The sequence below is a fragment of the Flavobacterium sp. Arc2 genome, from assembly GCF_041431385.1.
Lineage (GTDB): Bacteria > Bacteroidota > Bacteroidia > Flavobacteriales > Flavobacteriaceae > Flavobacterium.
On record NZ_JASMRH010000040.1, the window covers coordinates 1 to 24,582 of the forward strand.

The window sequence follows — 24,582 nt, forward strand, 5'->3', positions numbered from 1 at the left end:
GAAAATTTTTGAGCTTTTGAGTTAGCTCAAATTTTCAGAATAACTTTTTAACTTACACACTTTATGAGATGGTACCTCCGGTCGCATCAGAACGCTTTCCAAAATATCCTTTGCTCAATCCAGCAGTAGCTTCTGCAACACCTTCAAGAATACCAATGAGTACAATGGAGAAGCCAATTGACTTTAAGTAAATAGGCATGATGGGATATAACATTTCGCTTGCCGTATCTGTAAACAAGCTTATCAAAGATAAAATCCAGACAGTGCGACTGATGTTTTTCAAAACAGGAACGATTGAAAGTTATGTACTATAAATGTAAATAAAAAGTCTGAAAACCATCTCACTTTCAGGATTTTATAATAATGTTTGTATTGGAACAAATTAATTCCCTAAATGAATAAGATTACGATTCTTGAATTTCATTTGTGTCATTTTTAACTGTGGCTTCTTCAACACCTTTTGGTCGGTGCATTACCACTTGCGGAAACGGAATTTCTATTCCCTCATCGTCAAACGCGACTTTTAGTCTTTTACGAAGTTCTCCAGCTACTTCCCATTGTTTACTGGGTAAAGTCTCTCCTAATATTTTTAACATAATTGAAGAAGCTGCAAAATCATTCACGCGTAAAAATTGTGGAGAAAGGATGATGTAGTTTTCCCATAAAGGATCAGTCGAAAGTTCTGTTCCTACTCTGTTTATTACACCAATAACGTGTTCTAAATTTGATCCGTATCCTACACCAATATCTAAGTTAATACGGGAAAAATCTTTGGAAAGATTTGATACTTTTTTTATTTCTCCATGAGGAATGTGGTGAACGGTTCCGTCTAAGTCTCTTAAAGTCGTTTTTCTTAAACTGATCTCTTGAACGGTACCGCCGGCATTGTCAAAACTTACGATATCACCTACGCGGTATTGATTTTCAAGAATAATAAATAGACCTGAAATAATATCTCTAATAAGGTATTGACCTCCAAAACCCAATGCCAGTCCTACAATTCCGGCTGCTGCCAATATAGGGGCAATTTCTACTCTAAATTCTTGAAGCACCATCAAGCCTGCAATGGTCATTAATCCAATTTTAGAAGTAGTGGTGAATATCTGGATTAGAGTGTTTTCTCTTTTTTCTTCGGCATCTTGAGAAGAAATTCCATCAGGTCTTACGGCAATTCTCACTGCTTTTTCAATAAAGGTTATAATAACCTTATTTAGAATTAAAGAACCTATAATGATAAAAACTATTTTTAGTCCGCTTGTTAATAGCCATGGGATAATAAGTTCAGCGTATTTGTTTGTGTATTTCATTAAAATCTCCTGCATGTATTCTTTTTTTAGTTGTAAAAAGGCTTTTAATACCGACAAAAATAGTTAAAACTATGTATTTTTAGTTTGTTTAGCTTCGAAAATCTTTTTGCTTACTTAAAATTCAGCAACGGGATTTATCGGTGTAAATTTGTGTGGTTCATAGAAGTTACTAGCTGTGCATTCTCTTATTCAGCGATACTAAAACCATGGAGTATAATTCTGTAGTGGTTTATAAATAAACAAAAAGTCCAAAACCGTTTGATTTTGGACTTTTTGTTTAAGTAATTAAGGTATTTAATTTATAATTATAAATTAAATGTCATCGAAATTAATATCTGTAAAACTAGATATGTTGGGCAAGACTTCTTCTGCGGTTACTTTTTCAATAGCGTATTCTTTTTTGAAATCTTTCTGATGTCTCTCTGAAATTACTTCTTCGCCTTTGTGGTTCAAAACATAAGAAGTCATATCGGCAAGAATTTCGGCGAAAGCAGAAAAGTCTTCTTTATACAAATATATTTTATGTTTTTTGAAGTGAAACGATCCGTCTTCCTCAGTAAATTTTTTGCTCTCAGTAATCGTAATATAATAATCATCAGCTTTTGTCGCTCTTACATCAAAGAAGTAGGTTCTTCTTCCAGCACGTAAAACTTTAGAAAATATCTCTTCTTTTTCTAACATGTCATTTTCTCTCATAATCCTTTCTCTCAATTTATGGTTGTTAAATCGTAATCAAAAATCATAAAAATATATGTATTAAACAACAATTACATCAATTCTTTTTCTGAAAGTTGTTTTAAATATAGAGAGGCATAATAGCCCTCTTGATTTACTAACTGGTTATGAGAACCTTGTTGAATTATTTTCCCTTCGTCGATAATGATAATCTTGTCGGCGTTCTTAGCAGAGGAAATTCTATGACTTACAATAATGGTTGTTTTGTCTTTACAGATTTCGTTTAGATTATTTAGAATTTTTTCTTCAGTTTCGGTGTCAACCGCTGATAAACAGTCGTCAAGAAGTAAAATTGGCGGATTTTTAATAATTGCTCTCGCAATAGAAACTCTTTGCTTTTGTCCCCCTGAAAGTGTAATCCCTCGTTCACCTAGAACAGTGTCGTATTGTTTATTGAAGCCCATTATATTATTATGAACCACGGCACTTTTTGCGGCAGCTTTTACTTCTTCATCGGTGGCATCTTCTTTACCAAACTTGATGTTGTTTTTGATAGAATCGGAAAACAAGAAAGCATCTTGTGGTACGATCCCAATACTGTTTCGCAAATCGTTAAGGTTTAAAAGACTTATCTCTTTTTTGTCAATAGTTATTTCGCCATCAGTCACATCATACAGACGTGAAATCAATGATAAAATGGTTGATTTCCCAGATCCGGTTTTTCCTAGAATTGCTAATGTTTCTCCTTTTTTTACAGTGAAAGAGATGTCTTTAAGTGCTTTTATATTAGTGTCTTCATAAGTGTAGCTTACATTTTCGAATGAAATCGAGCCGTTTATGATTGATTTATTTGGGTTTTTATTTTTTATCTCTGGTTCAATTTTCAGGAATTCGTTCAAACGTTTTTGGGAAGCTTCTGCTTCTTGAACCATTGATGAAACCCATCCTAAAGAAGCTACTGGCCAAGTAAGCATGTTGACATACAAAATAAATTCAGCTATAGTACCGATACTTTTAATCGTACCGTCAATATACATCAAACCACCAAAATAGATTACAACTAGGTTACTGATTCCAATAAGAGCTAACATTAATGGCCCGAATAACGACTGTACTTTGGCTAAATTCAAACTTTTACTTTTGCTTTCATTAGCTAGGGAAACCATGTTGTTCTGGTGTTGGTCTTCTAGCGAATAGGCTTTGATTACTCGAATACCAGAAAATATTTCTTGAGAGAAACTCGAAACTTTCGATAAATATTGCTGAAAAATTGTACTTCTCTTATTGATTTCTGAACTCAATTTGAAAATACCGTAGGACAATAGTGGTAAAGGAAGAATCGTGTATAATGTCAAACGAGGGGAGACGTTGTACATATATACAATAACAATCGTAAAACGGATTATCGTATTAATCGAGTACATGACGGCTGGACCCACATACATTCTCACTTTAGAAACGTCTTCACTAATTCGATTCATCAAATCTCCAGTGCGATTCTTTTTGTAAAAATTCTGTGATAAACTTTCATACTGCCTGAAAACTTCATTTTTTAGATCAAATTCAATGTGACGAGACATAACGATTAGTGTTTGTCTCATCAAGAAAGTCAGAAAACCAGCAATTATAGTAGTGGCAATGATTAATAGAATATTCGAAATTAACTCTTCCCGAATAACAGATACTGCAATGGTTTTGTCTTCAGAAAAAGCTTCAATTGCCTTAAATGAACTACTGATCAATTTAGGGGTGAACAGCATGAAGATTTGTGCGATGATTGTGAATATAATACCCAGTGAAAAACTGTATTTGTATTTGACGAAGTATTTGTTTAAATAAAGTAATTCTTTCATTTTTTTAAGATATTCTGTATTGTAATCGTTTTATTTTTATGATTTTTTTTAATTTTTTAATAATTCTATATTTTTCGTTTGTCAGTTTAAATTATCGAATTATTATTTTTTATTAAAAACGTTGATAGATATTCATTTTTTATGTAATTTTGACTTGTCTTCTTGACAAATTCATAATTTTATCACTATAAAAATTAATACTATGGATGCAACTTTCACAACAGGAAAGGAACTTCAAAAAATGGATCCCGTTTTTGGACAATTATCATTTGATGATCACGAACAGATTGTATTTTGCAACGACAAAGATACGGGTTTAAAAGCAATTATTGGTATTCATAATTCGGTTATGGGACCAGCTTTGGGAGGAACCCGAATGTTTAATTATGCTAACGAGTGGGAAGCGTTGAATGATGTATTGCGTCTTTCTCGTGGAATGACCTTTAAAGCTGCGATTACAGGTCTGAATATTGGTGGAGGAAAAGCCGTTATTATGGGCGATGCTAAAACTCAGAAAACACCTGAATTGATGCGTAAGTTTGGTGAATTTGTTCATGGTTTGAGCGGAAGATATATCACTGCAGAAGATGTAGGAATGGAAACTAAGGATATGGATATCGTTCGCGATGTTACGCCTTATGTTACTGGAATTTCAGAAGAAAGAGGTGGAGCAGGTAATCCATCGCCAGTGACTGCTTATGGCGTATACATGGGGATGAAAGCGGCTGCAAAAAGTAAATTTGGGTCAGATTCTCTTACTGGAAAGAAAGTATTGGTTCAAGGGATTGGTCACGTAGGAGAAACTTTAGTGGATTATCTAACTAAAGAAGGAGCTATTGTTACGATTGCTGACATCAATGAAGAAAAACTGTATGAAGTAGGAGCGAAGTATAGCGCTACTATTTATAGTGGAGCTGATTTATATACCGCAGATGTAGATATTTACGCGCCTTGTGCAATGGGAGCAACTATCAATGACGCTACGGTTCACAAAATAAAAGCAAAAGTAATTGCCGGTGCTGCTAACAATCAATTAGCAAACGAAGATGTTCATGGAGCAATTTTGCAAGAACGTGGTATTTTATATGCTCCTGATTTCTTGATTAATGCAGGTGGAATTATTAATGTTTATGCTGAATTAGCACATTATGGCAAAGAGGAAATCATGCGTAAAACAGAGAATATCTATAATACAACTTTAGAAATCATCGATTATGCTGTTGCTAATGGTATCACGACGCATCATGCGGCACTTACCATTGCTCAAAATCGTATTGATCAAAGAAAAATAGAGAACAGTAGAAAGTAATCTAAGTTAAAATATTTAAAGTCACAGTTTTCAGGATAGCATTGAAAACTGTGACTTTTTAGTATAAAGGAAACAAAATTAGCAGCAAAATCTTTATTTGATGTTTTAATTTTATTTTGAAAAAGGAAATGCTTATTTTTGCAAACTAATTTAATAAAAGTTCTTACAAGGTGGTAAATAGAAGACACATTCGCGTTAAAGTCATGCAGTCCATTTATGCAATGCATCAAAACGGTTCTGATAATCTAGAAAAAGAAGAAAAATTCCTTTTTTACAGTATCGACAATATTCAAGATTTATACCTTACAATGATTTCTTCCTTGACGGAAATATGTAAAAAAGAATCCGAATTTTTACATAAATCAAGTCTTAAGCATCTTGCAACTCCTGAGGAGCGTAAACCCAACGAAAAATTTATTAAGAACGACATCTTTCAAATTCTTGCCGAAAACAATTCTCTTAGCATTGCTATGGAAACGCGTAAGATTGACGCTTGGACTTTAAATGATGATTATATTTTGTTGTTGCTTAATGCTATAAAAGCAAGTAAGTTTTATGCAGATTACATGAGCAACCCAGAATCTTCTTTTGAAGAAGACAGGCAGCTTATTGTGGACTTGTTTATGGAAGTAATTGTACCTAATGAAAAATTGTACGAATACTTAGAAGACGACAAACTAACTTGGATTGATGATATACCATTGGTAAACACTCAAATCATTAAGCAGTTAAAAGCGATGAAACCTATCATGGATGATAACTTTAGTGTGCCTAAAGTGTACAAGGATAGTGAGGATAAAGCGTTTGTTAAAGATTTGTTTAGAAAGACAATTTTGAATGAAGCAGAGCTTGCAAAAGAGTTTGTTGATAAAACACCAAACTGGGATAGCGACAGGATTGCTGAGGTAGATACTATCATCCTTAAAATGGCTATTTGTGAGTTTTTAAAATTCCCTTCAATTCCAGTAAAAGTGACGCTAAATGAATATTTAGAACTAGCTAAGGAGTATTCTACACCAAAAAGTAGTATTTTTATCAACGGAATTCTTGATAATTTAGTTAAAGAACTAGAAGTCAGTAAAAAATTAAATAAAACCGGTCGCGGTTTAATGTAACACTAATAATAAAAAAAGAATTAAAAATTATGGAACAGTTAACTCAATTTGCACCTTTCTTATTAATGTTTGTAGTGATCTATTTCTTTATGATCAGACCACAACAGAAAAAAGCTAAGAACGAAAAAGAATTTGAAAGCACTTTAAAAGTAGGAGATAGAATCATTACTAAAAGTGGACTCCATGGTAAAGTTTCAGAGCTTGCAGATACTACAGTTGTAATTGAAACAATGTCTGGGAAATTAAAAATGGAGCGTTCTGCAATTTCTATGGAAATGAGCGCTACACTTGCTAAAAAATAATATTTTTTTAAGGTTATAAAAAGTCCCATTCGGAATGTAATTCTGAATGGGACTTTTTTTTGCAATTAAAAAAGGGAAATCACTTTTTGCTTTTTTTCTTTTTCTTGCTCTTTTTTGCTTTTGCCTTGGCTTTTTTGTTTTTAAGCTTCGATTTTAATTTCGTTTTCTTGGCTTTGTCTTTTTTAGCTTTCTTAGCTTTCGATTTTTTTTCTTTTGCTTTTTGTTTGGCTATTTCTTTACCAATCAGTTTTTTTAGTTTTTCCTTCTCTTTTTTTGCCGTCTTTTTCAGCTTAGCTTTTTCCTCTTTCTTTTCATCCTTGTTATCTTCCGGGACTGGTTCTTTCTTAACTTCAATTGGCTTTTTCTCCTTAGTTGCTTCTTTGGTGGCTTTAGGAATGACATCAGCAGTTGGTTTATCAACTGCTGGTTTTTTAGATTTGGCAGGGGCCACCTTTTTATTGGCGTCCGAAGCTGCCGGAGTTTTTACTTCTGTTTTTTTTTCATCCATGATCGTCTATTCGTTTAGTTTTAATAGCAGGACTCTTTTTACCGTGGTCTAAATGATCTGATAAACAAGTCGTTAGTAAATATAGTAAATAATGCGACACGATAATGTTAAGCTTTTGCCTATGGATTTGATTGGTGTAAAAAGCAGAAGTAGCAAATATTGATAGGCCGTACAACTTAAAAAAGCCCCGTTTTCACGGGGCTTTTTTAAGTTGTACTTATCATTCAAACCAATTTTTTGTAGGATCAATGGTTTTATTTTTTCCATTCTGCTAAGTTTGGTTTGATCTCTTTTGGTATCTTCAATGTGTTGCTGCTGCAATATTGGCGATAGCTTGTAAGCTAACAGCTTGTTTTCGTCGACTCTTCTTTTGACGAAAAACGCCATTGTCGTAAAGCTTTAGTAACACCTTCTTGTGCATTTACTAATATCTTTTTTTCATCTTTAAGGAAAACGCCATTAAAAAATCAAATTCCAAAATAACTTTTAAATCTCCGATACCAAATACGTTCTTGTCATTTAAAACATAAACAGGACCTCCCCATTTTGTGGTTTCTATAAGTGCTGTCTTAGCAATAATAGATTTCAACAGAATCAATTCTGCGGTCCAATTATTTTTTCTTCTTTGATTTGCTTTCCTCTAATCCAAAGTTAGGCATTGAAGTCAGTTCAGCTATTTTCACAATAACGTTAACTGCTTTTTGCATGCTTTCAACAGGAACGTATTCGTATTTTCCATGAAAATTATGTCCGCCCGCAAAAATATTAGGACAAGGTAATCCCATATACGATAATTGACAGCCATCAGTACCACCACGAATGGGTTTGATTAATGGTTTAATGTTTAATTCTTTCATCGCTTTTTCGGCAATGTCAACAATGTATTTTACAGGAACGACCTTTTCTTTCATGTTGTAATACTGGTCGTTGATTTCAGCTATTGCAATATCTTCACCAAATTGTTTCGCAAATTTCTTATTGATTTTACGGACAATTTTTTCAACTTTGTCTTTTCGTTTTTCGAATTTAATCTTATTGTGGTCTCTGATTATCAATTCTAAAACAGTTTCTTCGATACTTCCAGTTAAATGAGTCACATGGAAAAAACCTTCGTACCCTTTTGTCTCCTGAGGTGTTTCATCTGCAGGCAATGCATTCATAAAATCATTGGCAATTAACATGGAGTTAATCATCTTTCCTTTAGCATAACCTGGGTGTACACTTTTTCCTTTGAAAGTAATTTTGGCTCCAGCCGCATTAAAATTCTCATATTCTAATTCCCCTACTTGACTTCCGTCCATAGTGTAGGCCCAGTCAGCTCCAAATTTTTCTACATCAAAATGGTGTGCTCCACGACCAATTTCTTCGTCAGGTGTGAAACCAATTCTGATTTTTCCGTGTTTGATTTCTGGATGGTTGATTAGGTATTCCATTGCTGTAACAATCTCCGTAATTCCAGCTTTGTCATCAGCACCTAATAGAGTAGTTCCATCAGTTGTGATTAATGTTTGTCCTTTGTATTGTAATAAATCTTTGAAATAGCTAGGAGATAGAACGATGTTTTGCTCCGCATTTAGAACGATGTCTTCACCGTTATAATTTGGGATAATTTGAGGTTTTACATTCGCTCCTAAAAAATCAGGAGAAGTGTCAAAATGCGATACAAATCCAATTGTTGGAACTTCATGATCTACATTGCTTGGTAATGTAGCCATGATATAAGATTTGTCATCTATAGTCACATCCTGCATTCCTATTTTTTTTAGCTCTTCAACCAATTGATTGGCTAAGACCCATTGTTTTGCTGTACTTGGTGTTGTTTCTGAGTTGGGATCTGATTCCGTGTCAACAGTAACGTAGCTGATGAAACGATCTATAATATGTTGCATAAAGTATTTTTATAATGAACTACAAATATAAGGTTTATTTAGAAATTAGGGTTCAAAACTCCCATTTAGAGTAGTGATTCCACTAATAAACAGTAATTACTTTAATGCATCATTTGCGCTCCCTCTTTATAGGAATTGGCTTTGCCGTAATGCATGACTTTTACTTTTGTTTTTCCGTTGGGACGAATAGTAAGTAGAAATAGGAAATCATACTCTTGATCTTCAATAGTTGGTATTGGTCTTTTAGCTCCCAGGGCTTCAATCATTTCTAAAACGGTATTAGAATGACCTACCACTAAGGCATTTTTTCCTTTGTTTTCTGTAAGGATAGTTACAGCCGCGGCTGTTAAGTTTTTGGCATCATATATTTTAATTTCCTTTTTATGAGCTTCTGCCGTGGGGCTTGCAGTAGATTGGGTACGCTTATAATTTGTACTGTATATGGCATTTAAGGACTCTTTTTCTAATTTTTTGGCAAGCGCAATGGCTCTTTCGTTTCCATTTCCTGTCAGTAACGGATTGTTTTCTTTTGGATCGGTGGTGATTTTTTCGGCATGGCGAACTAAATAAATGCGTGTTGGTTTTTCTGCTTGCGCAAAAAGGCCAATGGTCAGAAATAATAGTAAGAAGCTGCAGTAGTTTTTCATGTGTTTTAATATTGATTTCATTGGCTAATTTATAAATAAATAATGATTCTTTCTTTTTCTTTTAGTACGGTCTGGTACCATTGTTTTTTATTTAAAGATGTTCTGGCTTCAAGTTTGCTGTTTTCTAAAGCATTTCGAAAAGGGAATTGGTTGTTATTTTTCATCTTTGGATAGCTTTATAGTCAATCCTTACTTTGCGGGAATTGCGGCATTTCTAGGACTTACTATTATTGATAATGTGTTTTACTGCTTGGCGTTTTCCGGAAATAAAGTGATTGAAAAGCTAAAAAATAAAATCTGTAAAAAAACGCAAGATAGCTATGTCAAAGGTTTACATGGACATCCTGTTCGAACGTTAGTAATACTGAGTCTTATTCCTGAAATTAGATTTTACAGCCCGATTTTTGCAGTTGTATTTTGCGTAAAGTGGAGCTTTTTTTTCTTAGTAAATGGACTAGGGCCATTATTTTTGTAATTCTGTACGTCGCTGCCGAAATGCTGTTTTATAACAGTTTACAATATCTTTTAAACGAACTTGAAATTATAAGGCATTCCATTTTTATAGTATTTATGGGAATTGTCACGGTAGTCGTTTTTTTAGATTTAGGAAAAAAGGAAAAGATGAAAATGAAATTTCGGAATAGTCTTTTGCCAAATAAAATGATTTATAAATTTAGTTTCCAAATATTTATTTATCGACCAGATAATTCTATTTTTGCAGTACACAACAAAACACTCATGTATAAATTAGTTATTCGTCCCATTCTTTTTTGGTTTGATCCAGAAAAAGTACACTATTTTACTTTTTCCCTGATTCGATCTTTGTCTAAAATACCAGGATTCTCTTCTTTGTTTAAATCACTTTACGATGTCAATGACAAGCGATTAGAAACCGAAGTGTTTGGGTTGAAATTCAAGAATCCAGTAGGACTTGCCGCTGGTTTTGATAAAGACGCTAAGTTGTACAAAGAGTTGTCCAACTTTGGTTTTGGGTTTATAGAAATAGGAACGCTTACGCCAAAAGGACAGGAAGGAAATCCAAAAAAACGTTTGTTCCGTTTAAAAGCAGACTCGGCTATTATTAACCGAATGGGGTTTAATAATGGAGGAGTTTTAGAAGCGGTGGAACGACTTAAAGAAAACACTGATGTGTTAATTGGAGGAAATATTGGAAAAAATAAGCTGACGCCAAACGAAGATGCGACCTTGGATTACGAAATTTGTTTTGATGCCTTGTTTGATTATGTTGATTATTTTGTGGTGAATGTTAGTTCGCCTAATACGCCTAATCTTCGTGCATTGCAAGACAAAGAACCATTAACGCAACTGCTGCAAAATTTACAAAATAAGAATTTGGCAAAGCCAAAACAGAAACCCATATTGCTGAAAATTGCTCCTGATTTGACTGATGAACAATTACTAGACATTATAGCTATTGTGAAGGAAACGCAAATTGCAGGCGTTATAGCTACTAATACTACTATTTCTCGTGAAGGTTTGCAATCTGAAAATAAAACAGAAATGGGAGGATTGTCAGGAAAGCCATTAACAAGCCGCTCTACTGAAGTAATTCGTTTTCTGTCTCAAAAAAGTAATAAGGCTTTTCCAATAATTGGAGTGGGAGGCATTCATTCAGCAGATGATGCTATAGAAAAACTCGAAGCAGGTGCCAGTTTAATACAATTGTACACTGGTTTCATCTATGAAGGACCCGCTTTGGTGAAAGCCATAAACAAAAAGATACTAAGCCGCATGTAAGAGTGGTTGGTTTACACTATTATCAAAATGCGTAATTCTTCATTGAGAATTACGCATTTTTATTTCCTGTAAAATTTTATAATCTTAGTCTTTGCTACTTTCCAAGTTTTATTATCTTTGAAAATATATGGAGCCAATCAAAATTATAGAATGTCCACGTGATGCCATGCAAGGCATTAAGCCATTCATTCCCACCGAAAGAAAAGTAGCGTACATTCAATCTTTATTGAGAGTAGGTTTTGATTCGATCGATTTTGGAAGCTTTGTGTCTCCAAAAGCAATTCCGCAAATGCAGGATACCGCTGCTGTCTTGGCACAATTGGATTTATCACAAACTAGAAGTAAACTACTGGCTATTATTGCTAATACAAGAGGAGCGAAAATGGCTTCTGAGCATGCTGAAATTCAGTATTTAGGATATCCTTTTTCGATATCCGAGAATTTTCAGATGCGAAATACTCACAAAACCATCGCCGAGTCGTTAATTACTTTGGAAGAAATTCTGGAAATTGCTGATAAAACAAATAAGGAAGTAGTGGCTTATTTGTCTATGGGTTTTGGCAATCCGTATGGAGACCCTTGGAATGTAGATATTGTAGGAGAGTGGACCGAAAAACTATCAAACATGGGAGTGAAAATTTTGTCGCTTTCGGATACTGTTGGTAGCTCTACTCCAGATGTAATCAGTTATTTGTTTTCTAATTTGATTCCAAAATATCCAGAAATTGAGTTTGGAGCCCATTTACATACGACACCAGATAAATGGTTTGAAAAAATAGATGCTGCTTATAATGCGGGTTGCCGCCGTTATGATGGCGCCATTCAAGGATTTGGTGGTTGTCCCATGGCTAAAGACGATTTAACGGGTAATATGCCAACAGAGAAGTTGTTATCTTATTTTACCGCTAATAAAGTAATTACAAATCTGAACCCATTAAGTTTTGAAAGTGCTTATAATGAAGCTTCTAAGTTGTTTAGGGAGTTTCACTAAAACATACTAAATGATGAAATTGTTGTAATAGTGTATAAATGTAATAATAAGTTAACAACTGCATCGTTGTTATTACAATGAATACTTTATTTTTGCTGCTTACACTTTTAGTATGAATCAAAACCAAACCAATAAAATTTTTGGAATATTGCTGCTGGTAATGCTTTCTTTTTCATGTAGCAGTGATTTAGATTTCGATCAAGTAAACGACTTAAAATTAGAGCCTGTTTTTATTGCAAACCTGACCTCCTTTGAAATTCCTGCAAGTCAATTTGTGGTGAATGGAGTGGAGCAGAATGTTGCTTTTGATGCGCAGGATTTTGATATTTTTAGAGATTCTTTTTTTCGAAATAGGTTAACACGAGCCGACTTCTTTTTTGAAATAAACAATACTATTACTAGGTCTTACAGTCTTGATATCCAATTGTTAGATGGAAATGACCAGTTACTTTACACTATTCATTTTGATGTTCCTGCTTATTCAGGAACCGAAAAATTAATAACCCAAACAGAAATTTTTGAAAATGCTAACCTTGATTTATTAAAAAGTTCTAAGAGAATGGGTTTTGTTATAAAAATGGGTGCCGGTTCTGCATTGAATGCGAATAGTCCAGGGAGTTTAAAACTACGTTCAAGTGCAACTGCTTATCTAGTGGTAGAATGAGAAAAGTATATCTGTTTTTGATGGTATTTATATCCGTTGGTTGTTGGTCTCAAAACAAGCAAATTTTATATAATTTTACGGCAGTTCCTCAATCTTTAATGACTAATCCGGGTGCTGATGTTAGCTATAAATTTTATTTTGGTGTTCCTTTATTATCGGGTATTTCTGTAAATGCGGGAACGACTAGTTTTTCAGCGTATGATTTATTTGCTGATAACGGAGTGGATTTTAACACGAAACTCCGCGATGTGGTATATAACTCTTCGCGAAATGACAAGGTAGCTATCAATGAGCAGATTGAGCTGTTCAGCGGCGGATTTAAATTAGGTGATTGGATGGAAAATAAGGGATATATTTCATTCGGAATGTATCAGGAATTTGATTTCATGATGTTTATGCCTAAGGATATTGCTTTACTTGCTTTGGACGGAAATCGGGGTTACCTAGGTAAATCATTTAACTTAGGAGATTTAAGTTTAAGAGCAGAGATGCTTTCAGTATTGCATGTGGGTTTCCATAAAAATGTAACTGATCGACTAGTTCTTGGGGGAAGAGCTAAACTTTATTCGAGTTCCTTTAACGCAACTTCGACTAAAAATTCAGGATATATCTATACTATTCCGGCCCAAAACACAGTTTATGAGCAAGTTATTTACTCCGATTTGCAACTGAATACTTCCGGAATTTCAGAATATATTGCTGAAGATTATGAAGGGGACGCAGCTGGTGATATTAGAAAGAAGGCACTATTTGGAGCAGATTTAGGGCTTGGATTTGATTTGGGACTAACTTATTATCCTAAAAAGAACATTCAGTTTACAGCCAGTATTCTAGATGTAGGATTTGTAAAACACAGTAAAGATGTTGAAACGTTTACCTACAAAGGCTATTATAAATATGAAGGTATAAATCCGAGTTTTAATAGTACTAACTCTCCTAATGATGTATATCAGGAGTTTAAAGAAGCAATTCCGCGAGATACGATTTACAGCGCTTACAAGACTTGGAGACCTATAAAATTCAACAGTTCTTATCAATATTCTTTTAATGATTCAAGAGGAGGAGTAGACTGTAGTTGTACCGTATCGGAATCAGAATATAAGAACGCAGTAGGAGGACAGTTATTTGTAATGACGACTCCTAGAGCACCTATGATGGCATTAACAGGATATTATAGAAGGAATTTACTCGATAAGTTACAAATGAAAGCAACGTACACGGTAGATTCTTATTCGTATAAAAATATTGGTTTAGGACTATCAAGTACGTTAGGTAAATTCAATGTATATCTGATGGCTGACAATCTTTTAGAATATCGGGATTTGGCAAAAGTCAATAGTCTATCCTTTCAGTTTGGATTTAATTTTATTTTTAAAGACAGTGATTCGCCATACTAAGAGTGTTTTTTGCGTTAGAGGATAAACCTCGTAACTGATAAAAAATAAACGATATCTAATAGCTCGGAGTAGTGTAAAATTAGAGTATTGTTGTCGGTTTTTAAAACCTTGTCCTTTCACTTTTTTAAATCAAAATAATTTGCTATATTTGCACGCAATTCAACTACAAATTGCAACATGATAGCACATAACTCCAAGATTATCGGCGAAGGTTTAACATACGATGATGTATTATTAGTTCCTAACTACTCTAATGTGCTTCCTCGAGAGGTAAGTATCCAAACAAAATTTTCAAGAAATATAACGCTTAATGTTCCTATTGTATCCGCAGCTATGGATACTGTTACTGAAAGTGCTATGGCAATTGCTATGGCTCAAGAAGGTGGAATAGGTGTTTTGCATAAAAATATGACAATCGAGCAACAAGCTGCCAAAGTACGTAAAGTAAAACGTGCGGAGTCAGGTATGATTATCGATCCTGTTACTTTACCGCTTACTTCTACAGTAGCGGACGCTAAAAATGCGATGAAAGAATACGGAATTGGCGGTATTCCAATTATTGATGCAGACCACCGATTGAAAGGAATTGTAACCAATAGAGATCTGCGTTTTGAGAAAAACAATGCAAGACCTATTATTGAGATAATGACGAGTGAAAATTTGGTTACCGTTGCCGAAGGAACTTCATTAGAACAAGCCGAAGTAGTTTTACAAGGGCATAAAATCGAGAAACTTCCGGTTATCAATAAAGAAGGTAAATTAGTGGGATTAATCACTTTTAGAGATATCACTAAATTAACTCAAAAACCAATTGCTAATAAAGATGTTTATGGACGTTTGCGTGTAGCAGCTGCGATTGGTGTTACAGGTGATGCAGTAGAAAGAGCGTCAGCCTTAGTAAATGCAGGTGTTGATGCTATCATCATTGATACAGCTCACGGGCATACTCAAGGTGTGATAAATACACTGAAAGAAGTAAAAGCTAAATTTCCTCAAATAGATGTTATCGTAGGTAATATCGCTACTCCTGAAGCGGCAAAATTCCTAGTTGAAAATGGTGCTGATGGTGTAAAAGTAGGAATTGGACCTGGTTCAATTTGTACAACACGTATCGTGGCTGGTGTTGGTTTTCCACAATTTTCTGCAGTTCTAGAAGTTGCAGCAGCATTAAAAGGGACAGGAGTTCCGGTAATTGCTGATGGAGGAATTCGTTACACAGGAGATATTCCTAAAGCAATTGCTGCAGGTGCTGATTGTGTAATGCTAGGTTCACTTCTTGCAGGTACTAAAGAATCTCCTGGAGAAACTATTATTTTTGAAGGAAGAAAATTTAAATCCTACCGCGGAATGGGATCTGTGGAAGCGATGGAAGGTGGTTCTAAAGACCGTTATTTCCAAGATGTAGAAGATGATGTAAAGAAACTAGTTCCCGAAGGAATTGTAGGTCGTGTACCTTACAAAGGAGAATTAAACGAAAGTATGCTTCAGTTTATTGGAGGTCTACGTGCAGGAATGGGATACTGTGGTTCTAAAGATATTCCAACCTTACAGGAGACAGGTCGTTTTGTTCGCATCACGGCAAGTGGTATCAACGAAAGTCACCCGCATAATGTAACCATTACAAAAGAATCTCCAAATTACTCGAGATAAGTAAGAAAAGGGCATAGAATATAATTTAAAAGCAGTCTAGAGTGTTACCACTTTAGACTGCTTTTTTTATGATGATAATCTTTGTTTTATTACTTGCGGCTGTTTCGGAAGATGCGTTCTTATTTGGTATCAATTATATTTTTTATTTTGCCATCGTTGTCAATAACTTCAATTTTCCAATTCCGTTTTTATCAATAATAGATTTGCAATTTAGGTTTTCCATTTTCATCATATAGAAATAACCCTGAATTATTTTCTTTACTGCGTCCTACAAAAAACCTCCTTTTTGAACCTTCTTTATTCCAAAGTTCATCCATTTTTTCGTCACGCTCTTTTTGGTTTTCAATTTTTTCAAGCTCTTTAAACTTATCGTTCCGTTCTACTATATTAGAGCCAACCGGAAATTCATTTATAATTTATTCAATTCCCTATTTTCCAGCGGTTAAAAGTATTTTATTCTGCAGAATTTCAAACTATTATTGTGTAGACAGTTGTGACAATTAGTGATTCTACGATACTAAAACTAATGTGTTTGCGCTACAAGAGCAGTACAGACTCTTTAAGTTCGAATAAGAATCGAAAATATAAATTTTGGATTTAGAATTACAATTATGGAGTGTTGTTTGTCCACAGGATGTGAGTTTCTTATGGACGGGTTGAAACCCCGAATCATTGCAAGGCATGAAGGTGTCAAAATGATATTTCAGTAGATAATGCTAGGATTAGAGTAGGGAAACAAGCGTACTCCGTCGGTTTCTAGCGGAGTTGTCTAGTCGATTTGGAATTGTTTTTATTTTATTTCGCTCGCATCAACAGAGTATTTTAGTTGTAATAGATTCTTGTTTTTACACAAGAAATATTCTTTATTTTTATTGTTTTGCCTACTTTTTTCAATAGCCCTGTTTCTAAGTTTCTTTTGAAAACAACAACATTTTGGGTGATTACGTTCGTGACAATTATAAAGTTCCCCGTTTCGTTAATTGCAAATGTTCTGGGGTGTCTCCCTAATGAAGATTGATAACCAATAAGTTTTAAGAACCCATTTTTTAAAATTGCATAAATGGCAATGTTATTTTCATTTCCTCGATTTGTTGCGTACAAAAATTTGCCGTCTGGAGAAATATGAATATCAGCGCTTTCAAAACCATCTTTTAAATTTTGAGAATGAGTTTCAATTCTTTGGATTCTTTTAAGTTCGGTTTTTTCGTAGCTAAATGCACAAATCATTCCTGAGATTTCCTCAATGCAATAGGCGAAATTTCCATTTGGACTAAAGGTAAAATGTCTTGGCCCACTTCCTAATTCGGTATTTATGACACTTGATTTTTCCGTTTTCAGCGGTTCTTTTTGAGAATTGTCAAAGGGATAAACTCTTATTTTGTCAGCGCCTAAATCTGTCAGAAAAAGACAGTCGAATTCTGGAGAGAAAACAGCAGAATGTATATGTGATTTTTCCTGTCTTTTTGGTACGATGCTTCCTTCTGTGAATTCGATGTTTTGCGCTATTGAATCAATTGCGCCGTTTTCTAAAATTGGATATACAGAAACACTTCCGCCCGTATAATTCCCATTTACTAACCATTTTCCGTTTTTGTGAACGTTTAAATAAACGGGATTTTCGCCTCCACTATTTTGGCTGTTTATGAAAGTTAATGCTTTTTTTTCTGAGTCAAATTTAAAAGCACTAACACTTCCTGAATTTGGAATCTTACTTTCGGTACAGGCATAAATGTACTTTCCGTTTGGAGAAATGGTTAAGTACGATGGATTTAAAACGTCTTTAATAGCAGTAACTTTGGTGAGTTTTCCATTTACAGTATCTAAATGATACACATAAATTCCTTCGGTTGCTTTGTCCCAATTATAGGAGCCAAAAAAAACATATTCTTTTTGAGAGTAGAGATTTAGACAAAATAGTAAGGTGATTATTAAGCTGAATTTATCTGCTTTCATTTACATTTCAGGATTATTTTTAATACAAAAAACGATAGACTATAAGTTTGCATACGGTGATAAAATAGAAATTACCAAAGCATAAAAACTACTCTTTAAAGAACTGGTTTAATCTCTTTTTGTCACCTACGACCCATAATACATCATCTTTTTCTAATATTAAATTAGATTCCGGATTCAGCAAACGTTTTCCACCACGCTCGATACCCACGACCATTCCGTTCGTTCTTTCTCGTATTTTTGACTGACTGATGCTTTTCCCAACAAACTCGTCTCTTTTTAATTCCAGTTGTTGCAATACAATTTCAGTTTTCTTAATGTTTTTTGCCGGTTCAAATTCGTGTAGGTGCAAGTAGTTATCAAACTCTTTTACCTGAGCATCAGAACCAATGACGCAAATCTCATCACCTGGAAAAAGACGCTCTGTCTTAGCGGGGATTTTGATGATTATTTCCCCTCTTTTGATAAAAGCAATGTTAATTCCCATTTGCTCCCGTATGCGTAATTCTTCCAGTGTTTTACCTGCAATATTAGATTCTTTCGCTATTTCAAATGTAGTCATGTGACCATCCCAGGGTGTTAAACTGGCATAGCGTCTCTTTATTTTTACCTCGTCTCTCGTATTAAGGTTCTTCAAGAAATGGCTTTCGATTTTATGATATTGACGATGTAAATGCTTTGGAAAAAAGAAGTAGATAGTGACAGCCGCAAGCAAAGCAAAAAAGGCAATTATTGGTGAGAAGAAGATGTTCAATAAAAATCCAATATAGAATAACGCTAATCCCATCCTGAAGAAAATCATCATCATTATTGGTCCTCTATACTTTCGTTCCTTAAATAATGTTTCGACTTCTTTTACCGCAACACGTCTAAGGGCTAAAGCCCATAAGAAAGGAGCGATGATAACAATCGTTATTAACGCAGCAATTGGATTCCCAAATTTATAATCTTCAACTAATGGTAAAAGGTATTTAGAAGACAGCAGGATGATTGCAGTTATAATTATAGTATGAATTATAATTTGAGACATATATGCTCTTAGCACGATTTGCCAAGTACTTACAGATCGAATTGCTTGTGCATTCGCACTGTATCGCGCTATTCTTTTTACCCATCTTCGCGGTAATTTTTTCTCTAAATACTCGGAGAAAGGGACCGCCATTTTTACCATAAATGGAGTTGTAAAAGTAGTCACCGCAGAAACGGCAACGACAATAGGGTATAAGAAGTCGCTAGTAACATTTAGTGACATTCCTAGTGTGGCGATGATAAAGGAGAACTCTCCAATTTGTGCCAATGTCATTCCTATTTGTATCGATTGTTTTAAAGGCTGCCCTGATATTAAGGCTCCAATAATAGAACTAGTAGATTGACCAAAAATAACAACCAAGGTAAGTATCGCTACCGGCCAGGCATGAGTGTACAAAGTAGCAGGATCGATTAGCATACCAACCGACACAAAAAAGACCGCCGCAAATAAATCTTTTACCGGTTTTACCAAGTGTTCGATATGTTCGGCCTGCGTGGTTTCGGCAATGATAGAACCCATTATAAAGGCACCCAAGGCTGGAGAAAAACCAACATTTGCCGCTAAAATTACCATCATTAAACACAAAGCCAGCGAAATAATCAACATCATTTCATCTGTCAATAGCGGTTTTGCTTTCTTTAATAGTGTAGGAATGAAGAAAATACCACCCACAAACCATGCCGTCAGGAAGAATGCTAATTTCAGTACAGACTGCAATAATTCCATTCCAGAAAACTGCTGGCTTGCCGCAACTGTCGAGAGTAAAACCATCATTAAAATAGCTACAATGTCCTGAACAATAAGCGACCCAATAACGATACCGGCAAATTTTTGAGATTTTACACCCAGTTCGTCAAAGGTTTTTAAAATAATTGTCGTCGAGGATATGGAGAGGATTACCCCAAGAAAAATACTGTCCATCTGTCGCCAGCCCATCCATTGCCCCACTAAGTAACCTACGATGACCATCGTAATAATTTGGGTCATGGCATTGATAGAGGCGGTTCCACCCACTTTCATCAGTTTCTTAAAACTAAATTCAAGTCCTAAGCTGAACAGTAAAAAGATTACACCAATTTCTGCCCAGACCTCGACACTTTTAACATCAGATACAGACGGGAAAAAATCAAAATGCGTTCCCGCTAGAAAACCGGCGATTAAATACCCTAGAACTAAGGGTTGTTTTAATTTTTTAAAGATTAAAACCGCTATTCCAGCAGTCATTAAGATTAATCCTAAGTCACTTATTAAAGGTTCTAAATGGTGTGATGCCTCAGCAACTGTTGCTACAGTACTCATATTTTATTTTTTTTAGGAGCTATTTCCAGCCTTTCGTTTCAAGCTTTTGTCTAAAAGCCTTTTTTATTAGGCATTTGCAGGAGCTTCCTTTGGTCGCTCGGCAATTTGCCATAAAAATAGTTTTTATACTGCAAGGCTTTCCATTGCAGTCTGGGCTAGACTTCTGCCGTTCCTCTTGTCAATCCGTTTTAATCATACGGTTGGCAAAAAAAAAGCTATCGTTTAAAGATAGCTTTTTTTGTAGTTATTTTATTTAAAATAGCAGCTGCCCAATTTATTTTTGTGAAATTCAAAAAAATATAAAGTAACAATTTACTATTTTCTTGTAATGGTATTAGATTCCTACGAAATTACTTGGTGTAATTTGCAGTAACTCGGCTCTCACTTCTTCCGTCACATCTAATGTGGCAATGAACCCATGAATTGCTTTTTTATCAATCGCTTCATTCGTTCTTGTTAAGCCTTTTAATGCTTCATAAGGATTAGGGTATCCTTCACGACGTAAAATGGTTTGAATTGCCTCAGCAACTACAGCCCAGTTTTTTTCTAAATCTTCGTGGAATTTTGGCTCGTTCAATAACAATTTATTCAACCCTTTCAATGTTGCTTCAAATGCGATGATGGTATGACCTATTGGTACACCTACATTTCTTAACACCGTACTGTCAGTTAAATCACGTTGCAGTCTTGATAATGGCAATTTAGCCGAAAGGTGTTCGAAAATAGCATTTGCTATCCCTAAATTTCCTTCAGAGTTTTCAAAATCAATCGGATTTACCTTGTGTGGCATCGCTGATGACCCTATTTCTCCTGCTTTTATTTTTTGTTTGAAATATTCCATAGAAACATACGTCCAAATGTCTCTGTCTAAATCTATGATAATAGTATTGATTCTTTTTAAAGCATCAAAAAAGGCTGCAAAATGATCGTAATGTTCAATTTGTGTTGTTGGGAAAGAGTGGTGTAAACCTAAAACATCTTCAACAAACTTACCACCAAATTTTCTCCAGTCAATTTGTGGATATGCCACATGGTGTGCGTTGTAATTTCCTGTTGCACCGCCAAATTTAGCAGCGAATGGGATATTAAATAACAAACGTATTTGCTCTTCTAAACGTTCCACAAAAACACCAATTTCTTTACCTAAACGAGTAGGAGAGGCCGGTTGTCCGTGTGTACGTGCTAGCATTGGAATGGCTGCCCATTCGACACTTAAATCTTTCAATTTTGAAGTCAAAGTAATTAGCGAAGGCATGTATACTTTTTCGAATGCCTCTTTTGTAGAAAGAGGAATTGCTGTATTGTTAATGTCTTGTGAAGTCAATCCAAAATGGATGAACTCTTTGTATTGAGATAAACCTAATTTTTCAAAAGCATCTTTGATAAAGTACTCTACCGCTTTTACATCGTGGTTCGTTACTTTCTCTGTTTCTTTGATCCAAAGCGCATCTTCTGTAGAAAAGTTTTTATAAATGTTTCTTAACGTATCGAAAAGATCAGGATTTACGCCTGAAAGCTGTGGCAAAGGAACTTCGCACAAAGCAATGAAATATTCAATTTCAACTAGTACGCGGTACTTGATTAATGCTTCTTCCGAGAAAAAAGGAGCCAAAGAAAGAGTTTTGTTTCTATATCGTCCGTCAATTGGAGAAATAGCATTCAATTCGTTTAAAGTAGTCATTGTTGTGTTGTTTGTTCGAAAGGCACAAATATAAACCTTTAAAGGCAATTTCGAAAATGATTATTTTTTAAATAAGGTCAATAAGTGCCTTTTTTAATAATTTCATTCCTTCAGAAGCGACTTCGGGAATTACATGGAGTTGATTTCGCAAATTCGGAATTTTTATCGGTTTTGGATCTATGTAATAAATGGGAGTTTTAGAATTTGTAAAGTCTATTAATCCCGCTGCTGGATATACTTGTAATGAAGTGCCAATAACAGCAAAATAATCGGCAGTTTCTGTAATGCTAATCGCCTCTTCAAGTGCAGGAACTTCTTCCCCAAACCAAACAATGTGGGGACGCAATTGATTTTGATTGTTGTCTAGATCGCCAAAATTCAAATCTTCTGTCCAATCCACAATGTAATTTACGTTTTTTGTGCTTCGCACTTTTAATAATTCGCCATGCAAATGCAGTACATTAGTGCTTCCTGCGCGTTCGTGTAAATCATCTACATTTTGCGTGATAATGTGCACCTCAAAATCCAGTTCTAATTCGGCCAAAATATGATGTGCTAAATTAGGTTGCACCTCTTTAAGCTGTTTTCGTCTTTGATTGTAAAAATCAAGAACCAAAGCTGGGTTTTTATTCCACCCTTCGGGAGTGGCGACATCTTGAACATTGTGTCCTTCCCAAAGGCCATCGCTGTCGCGAAAAGTCTTTATACCACTTTCGGCACTGATTCCTGCACCAGTCAGGACTACTAATTTCTTTTTCATTTGATTTATCTTCTTATTTACGAATTTATGATTTTATTGGAATGTATTTTCTAAATTTGGGTTAAAATTACTTTTTAAAAGAAGCTAAATGAAAAAAATTCATTTCCTTTTCCTATTTATAAGTGCTTCGGTTTTATATTCCCAAAACACTAATTCTTCTTTTAATGCGGTAAAATTTAAAGCTGATTCTTTAGATTTAAATTTCAACCATTTTGAAGCAAATAAAATATCTTTTGATTTTTCGAAACTAGAAAGCCCGTTTTCTCTTTATAATCCTATGCCTGGATTAAATGCTTTTAACATTAATTCTCGGAATTATTATTCTATGGACAATACAAATCGTCTGTTAGGTAACGAAATGAAGAACTATAAGAAAGACCCCATTTTTCCAGAAGTTAAAAAAGAGACTTTAGGCGAAGCTATTTTTTCAGGGATTATTGATTCAATTTTTGACTAGTAAAACCTCTTCTTTTTACTATTTTTGCCAAAAAAACTTCACAATGATTGATGTCGATTACCTTAATTTCCTTGAAAACATCCTTACTGACAACCGCAAAGAGAAATTCCTGAAAGTATTAGAAAATAGAACCAATCATTTTACTATTGCTGTCGAAGACATTTTCCAGATGCACAATACCAGTGCGGTGATGCGCAGTTGTGAAGTTTTTGGGATACAAGAACTCAATGTTATTGAGCAACGCTACGGTAAAAGTATAGATAAAGAAATAGCAATGGGCGCTCAAAAGTGGGTCGATATCAATACCTATAATAGTATAACGGACTGTGTAGACACTTTGAAAAATAAAGGATATCAAATCATAGCTACAACACCTCATGATAATGATTGCTTGATGGACGATTTTGACATTACAAAACCAAGTGCTTTGTTCTTTGGGACAGAGAGAGATGGATTGTCTGAGGAAATTTTAAAGCGTGCCGATGGTTTTCTTAAAATCCCGATGGTGGGTTTTACAGAGAGTTTGAATATCTCTGTTTCGGCAGCAATTATCATTCAAAACCTGACGAATCGATTGCGGAATTCTGATATTGATTGGCATTTATCCGAAGAAGAAATTTTAGTAAAACGTTTGGCTTGGGCCAAAAACTCTATAAAAGATATCAAACGAATAGAGGAGAGATATTTTTTAGAAAATAACAAAACTGCTTTATAAGCCGTAAAGTAATTTTACGCGGTCTATGTCGATAGGACTATCAGATGGAATTTCTAAGAAATAATCCAATTGCCATTTTTGGGTTTTCTGTGCTTGCGTATTGTTTGCCTGATCCCAAGGAGGATATACTCGAATTGCTCGCTTGCCTTCCTTTTTGCTTGTTGTTATAACGTCTCGTTCACACAGCACCGATTTTGGAAATACAAATTGACCCAGACAATTGCCTTTCCTCGTGTTAATGATAACGAGATCAATTGGATCTGTGAAGTCAAAAGGTTGAATCGGGCCTTTCTCAATTCTTTTCCACAATGTAACAAATTGTCCTGTTTTAGTTGGAGTTGTTTTTGCGTTTCTAAATGCAATGGAAACGCCGTTTAGCTGAAAAGTGGCAGCTCCATACCCAGTACTTTCGACTTCTTTTACTAACGAACTAAATTTAAAACCACAGTGATCATAAATAAGTTCCTTTGTGATAAACAAATCTTTATAAATAGTAGGAGAGGTGTTCAAAGCTATTTGATTTTAATAAGTTTCAAATATAAAAAAGACACTGTCCCGTAAAGTGTGTAAGTTAAAAAAATAGGGGTTTGCCTTTTTAATTAAAGTTGAACCCTTTTTTCAA

General features: G+C 34.7%; 24 protein-coding genes. 10 read left to right on the forward strand and 14 right to left on the reverse strand.

What is annotated here, in order from left to right:
* Positions 1-61 precede the first annotated feature (61 nt).
* The 4 genes from QO182_RS18490 to QO182_RS18505 all read right to left on the reverse strand — a co-directional run bounded on the left by QO182_RS18490 (position 62) and on the right by QO182_RS18505 (position 3,835).
* Positions 62-283 (reverse strand): hypothetical protein, encoded by a 222-nt coding sequence (locus QO182_RS18490; protein ID WP_371563368.1) that lies wholly within the window; start codon positions 281-283, stop codon positions 62-64.
* Between the two features lie 121 nt (positions 284-404).
* A complete protein-coding gene (locus QO182_RS18495) occupies positions 405-1,322 on the reverse strand; it encodes a mechanosensitive ion channel family protein (protein WP_371563371.1) in 918 nt (305 codons plus the stop codon).
* A gap of 297 nt (positions 1,323-1,619) precedes the next feature.
* Complete coding sequence (locus tag QO182_RS18500) at positions 1,620-2,003, reverse strand: PUR family DNA/RNA-binding protein (protein ID WP_371536486.1); 384 nt, start codon at positions 2,001-2,003, stop codon at positions 1,620-1,622.
* Between the two features lie 71 nt (positions 2,004-2,074).
* On the reverse strand, positions 2,075-3,835 hold the full coding sequence (locus QO182_RS18505) for an ABC transporter ATP-binding protein (protein WP_371563375.1): 1,761 nt from the start codon (positions 3,833-3,835) through the stop codon (positions 2,075-2,077).
* A 202-nt stretch (positions 3,836-4,037) separates the two neighbouring features.
* Between QO182_RS18505 and QO182_RS18510 the strand changes: the two genes are divergently transcribed.
* The 3 genes from QO182_RS18510 (at position 4,038) to yajC (ending at position 6,561) form a co-directional block, all read left to right on the forward strand.
* Entirely contained in the window at positions 4,038-5,144 is a 1,107-nt protein-coding gene (locus QO182_RS18510) for a Glu/Leu/Phe/Val dehydrogenase (RefSeq protein ID WP_371536084.1), read from the forward strand.
* 203 nt (positions 5,145-5,347) lie between these two features.
* Positions 5,348-6,259, forward strand: coding sequence for a transcription antitermination factor NusB (gene nusB / locus QO182_RS18515; RefSeq protein WP_371536489.1), 912 nt, complete (start codon positions 5,348-5,350; stop codon positions 6,257-6,259).
* 29 nt (positions 6,260-6,288) lie between these two features.
* On the forward strand, positions 6,289-6,561 hold the full coding sequence (gene yajC / locus QO182_RS18520) for a preprotein translocase subunit YajC (RefSeq protein WP_371536087.1): 273 nt from the start codon (positions 6,289-6,291) through the stop codon (positions 6,559-6,561).
* Positions 6,562-6,640: 79 nt separating this feature from the next.
* On the opposite strand, the gene QO182_RS18525 is transcribed toward yajC, so the two are convergent.
* The 5 genes from QO182_RS18525 to QO182_RS18545 form a co-directional block, all read right to left on the reverse strand.
* The gene (locus tag QO182_RS18525; protein ID WP_371536090.1) at positions 6,641-7,069 is read right to left on the reverse strand and encodes a hypothetical protein; all 429 of its coding nucleotides are present in this window, start codon (positions 7,067-7,069) and stop codon (positions 6,641-6,643) included.
* A gap of 424 nt (positions 7,070-7,493) precedes the next feature.
* Positions 7,494-7,658 carry a hypothetical protein gene (locus tag QO182_RS18530; protein ID WP_371536093.1) on the reverse strand — a complete coding sequence of 55 codons (165 nt, stop codon included), beginning with the start codon at positions 7,656-7,658 and terminating at the stop codon, positions 7,494-7,496.
* A gap of 22 nt (positions 7,659-7,680) precedes the next feature.
* Positions 7,681-8,958, reverse strand: coding sequence for a peptidase T (gene pepT / locus QO182_RS18535; protein WP_371536096.1), 1,278 nt, complete (start codon positions 8,956-8,958; stop codon positions 7,681-7,683).
* A 101-nt stretch (positions 8,959-9,059) separates the two neighbouring features.
* Positions 9,060-9,626 (reverse strand): histidine phosphatase family protein, encoded by a 567-nt coding sequence (locus tag QO182_RS18540; RefSeq protein ID WP_371536098.1) that lies wholly within the window; start codon positions 9,624-9,626, stop codon positions 9,060-9,062.
* A gap of 8 nt (positions 9,627-9,634) precedes the next feature.
* A complete protein-coding gene (locus QO182_RS18545) occupies positions 9,635-9,769 on the reverse strand; it encodes a hypothetical protein (RefSeq protein WP_371563378.1) in 135 nt (44 codons plus the stop codon).
* A 574-nt stretch (positions 9,770-10,343) separates the two neighbouring features.
* On the opposite strand from QO182_RS18545, the gene QO182_RS18550 reads away from it, so the two are divergent.
* The 5 genes from QO182_RS18550 to guaB all read left to right on the forward strand — a co-directional run bounded on the left by QO182_RS18550 (position 10,344) and on the right by guaB (position 16,065).
* Positions 10,344-11,363 (forward strand): quinone-dependent dihydroorotate dehydrogenase, encoded by a 1,020-nt coding sequence (locus tag QO182_RS18550; protein WP_371563381.1) that lies wholly within the window; start codon positions 10,344-10,346, stop codon positions 11,361-11,363.
* Between the two features lie 127 nt (positions 11,364-11,490).
* Entirely contained in the window at positions 11,491-12,354 is an 864-nt protein-coding gene (locus tag QO182_RS18555; RefSeq protein WP_371536106.1) for a hydroxymethylglutaryl-CoA lyase, read from the forward strand.
* Positions 12,355-12,466: 112 nt separating this feature from the next.
* Entirely contained in the window at positions 12,467-13,018 is a 552-nt protein-coding gene (locus tag QO182_RS18560) for a hypothetical protein (RefSeq protein WP_371536109.1), read from the forward strand.
* Positions 13,015-14,415, forward strand: coding sequence for a DUF5723 family protein (locus QO182_RS18565; protein ID WP_371563384.1), 1,401 nt, complete (start codon positions 13,015-13,017; stop codon positions 14,413-14,415). Before QO182_RS18560 ends, QO182_RS18565 begins: the two co-directional genes overlap by 4 nt.
* A gap of 177 nt (positions 14,416-14,592) precedes the next feature.
* On the forward strand, positions 14,593-16,065 hold the full coding sequence (guaB, locus tag QO182_RS18570) for an IMP dehydrogenase (protein ID WP_371536115.1): 1,473 nt from the start codon (positions 14,593-14,595) through the stop codon (positions 16,063-16,065).
* Between the two features lie 822 nt (positions 16,066-16,887).
* On the opposite strand, the gene QO182_RS18575 is transcribed toward guaB, so the two are convergent.
* The 4 genes from QO182_RS18575 to QO182_RS18590 form a co-directional block, all read right to left on the reverse strand.
* Positions 16,888-18,018 carry a lactonase family protein gene (locus QO182_RS18575; RefSeq protein ID WP_371563386.1) on the reverse strand — a complete coding sequence of 377 codons (1,131 nt, stop codon included), beginning with the start codon at positions 18,016-18,018 and terminating at the stop codon, positions 16,888-16,890.
* An 88-nt stretch (positions 18,019-18,106) separates the two neighbouring features.
* Positions 18,107-20,347, reverse strand: coding sequence for a cation:proton antiporter (locus QO182_RS18580; RefSeq protein ID WP_371536122.1), 2,241 nt, complete (start codon positions 20,345-20,347; stop codon positions 18,107-18,109).
* Between the two features lie 334 nt (positions 20,348-20,681).
* Positions 20,682-22,028: an adenylosuccinate lyase gene (gene purB / locus QO182_RS18585; protein ID WP_371563388.1), complete on the reverse strand. Its 1,347-nt coding sequence runs from the start codon at positions 22,026-22,028 to the stop codon at positions 20,682-20,684.
* A 67-nt stretch (positions 22,029-22,095) separates the two neighbouring features.
* Positions 22,096-22,788 (reverse strand): NAD-dependent deacylase, encoded by a 693-nt coding sequence (locus QO182_RS18590; protein WP_371563390.1) that lies wholly within the window; start codon positions 22,786-22,788, stop codon positions 22,096-22,098.
* 88 nt (positions 22,789-22,876) lie between these two features.
* Here QO182_RS18590 and QO182_RS18595 point away from each other — a divergent pair, with 88 nt between their 5' ends.
* Entirely contained in the window at positions 22,877-23,245 is a 369-nt protein-coding gene (locus QO182_RS18595) for a hypothetical protein (RefSeq protein WP_371563392.1), read from the forward strand.
* A 43-nt stretch (positions 23,246-23,288) separates the two neighbouring features.
* Positions 23,289-23,960, forward strand: coding sequence for a TrmH family RNA methyltransferase (locus tag QO182_RS18600; RefSeq protein ID WP_371563394.1), 672 nt, complete (start codon positions 23,289-23,291; stop codon positions 23,958-23,960).
* Here the strand turns inward: QO182_RS18600 and QO182_RS18605 are convergent.
* Positions 23,955-24,470, reverse strand: a complete 516-nt coding sequence (locus QO182_RS18605) for a MepB family protein (RefSeq protein ID WP_371563396.1) — start codon at positions 24,468-24,470, stop codon at positions 23,955-23,957. The genes QO182_RS18600 and QO182_RS18605 overlap by 6 nt on opposite strands.
* Positions 24,471-24,582: the final 112 nt, after the last annotated feature.

Coding starts and splice junctions, on each gene's coding strand:
- QO182_RS18495 (WP_371563371.1), bottom strand. CDS start 1,322: ATGCAGGAGATTTTAATGAAATACACAAACAAATACGCTGAACTTATT.
- QO182_RS18500 (WP_371536486.1), bottom strand. CDS start 2,003: ATGAGAGAAAATGACATGTTAGAAAAAGAAGAGATATTTTCTAAAGTT.
- QO182_RS18505 (WP_371563375.1), bottom strand. CDS start 3,835: ATGAAAGAATTACTTTATTTAAACAAATACTTCGTCAAATACAAATAC.
- QO182_RS18510 (WP_371536084.1), top strand. CDS start 4,038: ATGGATGCAACTTTCACAACAGGAAAGGAACTTCAAAAAATGGATCCC.
- nusB (WP_371536489.1), top strand. CDS start 5,348: ATGCAGTCCATTTATGCAATGCATCAAAACGGTTCTGATAATCTAGAA.
- yajC (WP_371536087.1), top strand. CDS start 6,289: ATGGAACAGTTAACTCAATTTGCACCTTTCTTATTAATGTTTGTAGTG.
- QO182_RS18525 (WP_371536090.1), bottom strand. CDS start 7,069: ATGGATGAAAAAAAAACAGAAGTAAAAACTCCGGCAGCTTCGGACGCC.
- pepT (WP_371536096.1), bottom strand. CDS start 8,958: ATGCAACATATTATAGATCGTTTCATCAGCTACGTTACTGTTGACACG.
- QO182_RS18540 (WP_371536098.1), bottom strand. CDS start 9,626: ATGAAATCAATATTAAAACACATGAAAAACTACTGCAGCTTCTTACTA.
- QO182_RS18545 (WP_371563378.1), bottom strand. CDS start 9,769: ATGAAAAATAACAACCAATTCCCTTTTCGAAATGCTTTAGAAAACAGC.
- QO182_RS18550 (WP_371563381.1), top strand. CDS start 10,344: ATGTATAAATTAGTTATTCGTCCCATTCTTTTTTGGTTTGATCCAGAA.
- QO182_RS18555 (WP_371536106.1), top strand. CDS start 11,491: ATGGAGCCAATCAAAATTATAGAATGTCCACGTGATGCCATGCAAGGC.
- QO182_RS18560 (WP_371536109.1), top strand. CDS start 12,467: ATGAATCAAAACCAAACCAATAAAATTTTTGGAATATTGCTGCTGGTA.
- QO182_RS18565 (WP_371563384.1), top strand. CDS start 13,015: ATGAGAAAAGTATATCTGTTTTTGATGGTATTTATATCCGTTGGTTGT.
- guaB (WP_371536115.1), top strand. CDS start 14,593: ATGATAGCACATAACTCCAAGATTATCGGCGAAGGTTTAACATACGAT.
- QO182_RS18575 (WP_371563386.1), bottom strand. CDS start 18,018: ATGAAAGCAGATAAATTCAGCTTAATAATCACCTTACTATTTTGTCTA.
- QO182_RS18580 (WP_371536122.1), bottom strand. CDS start 20,347: ATGAGTACTGTAGCAACAGTTGCTGAGGCATCACACCATTTAGAACCT.
- purB (WP_371563388.1), bottom strand. CDS start 22,028: ATGACTACTTTAAACGAATTGAATGCTATTTCTCCAATTGACGGACGA.
- QO182_RS18590 (WP_371563390.1), bottom strand. CDS start 22,788: ATGAAAAAGAAATTAGTAGTCCTGACTGGTGCAGGAATCAGTGCCGAA.
- QO182_RS18595 (WP_371563392.1), top strand. CDS start 22,877: ATGAAAAAAATTCATTTCCTTTTCCTATTTATAAGTGCTTCGGTTTTA.
- QO182_RS18600 (WP_371563394.1), top strand. CDS start 23,289: ATGATTGATGTCGATTACCTTAATTTCCTTGAAAACATCCTTACTGAC.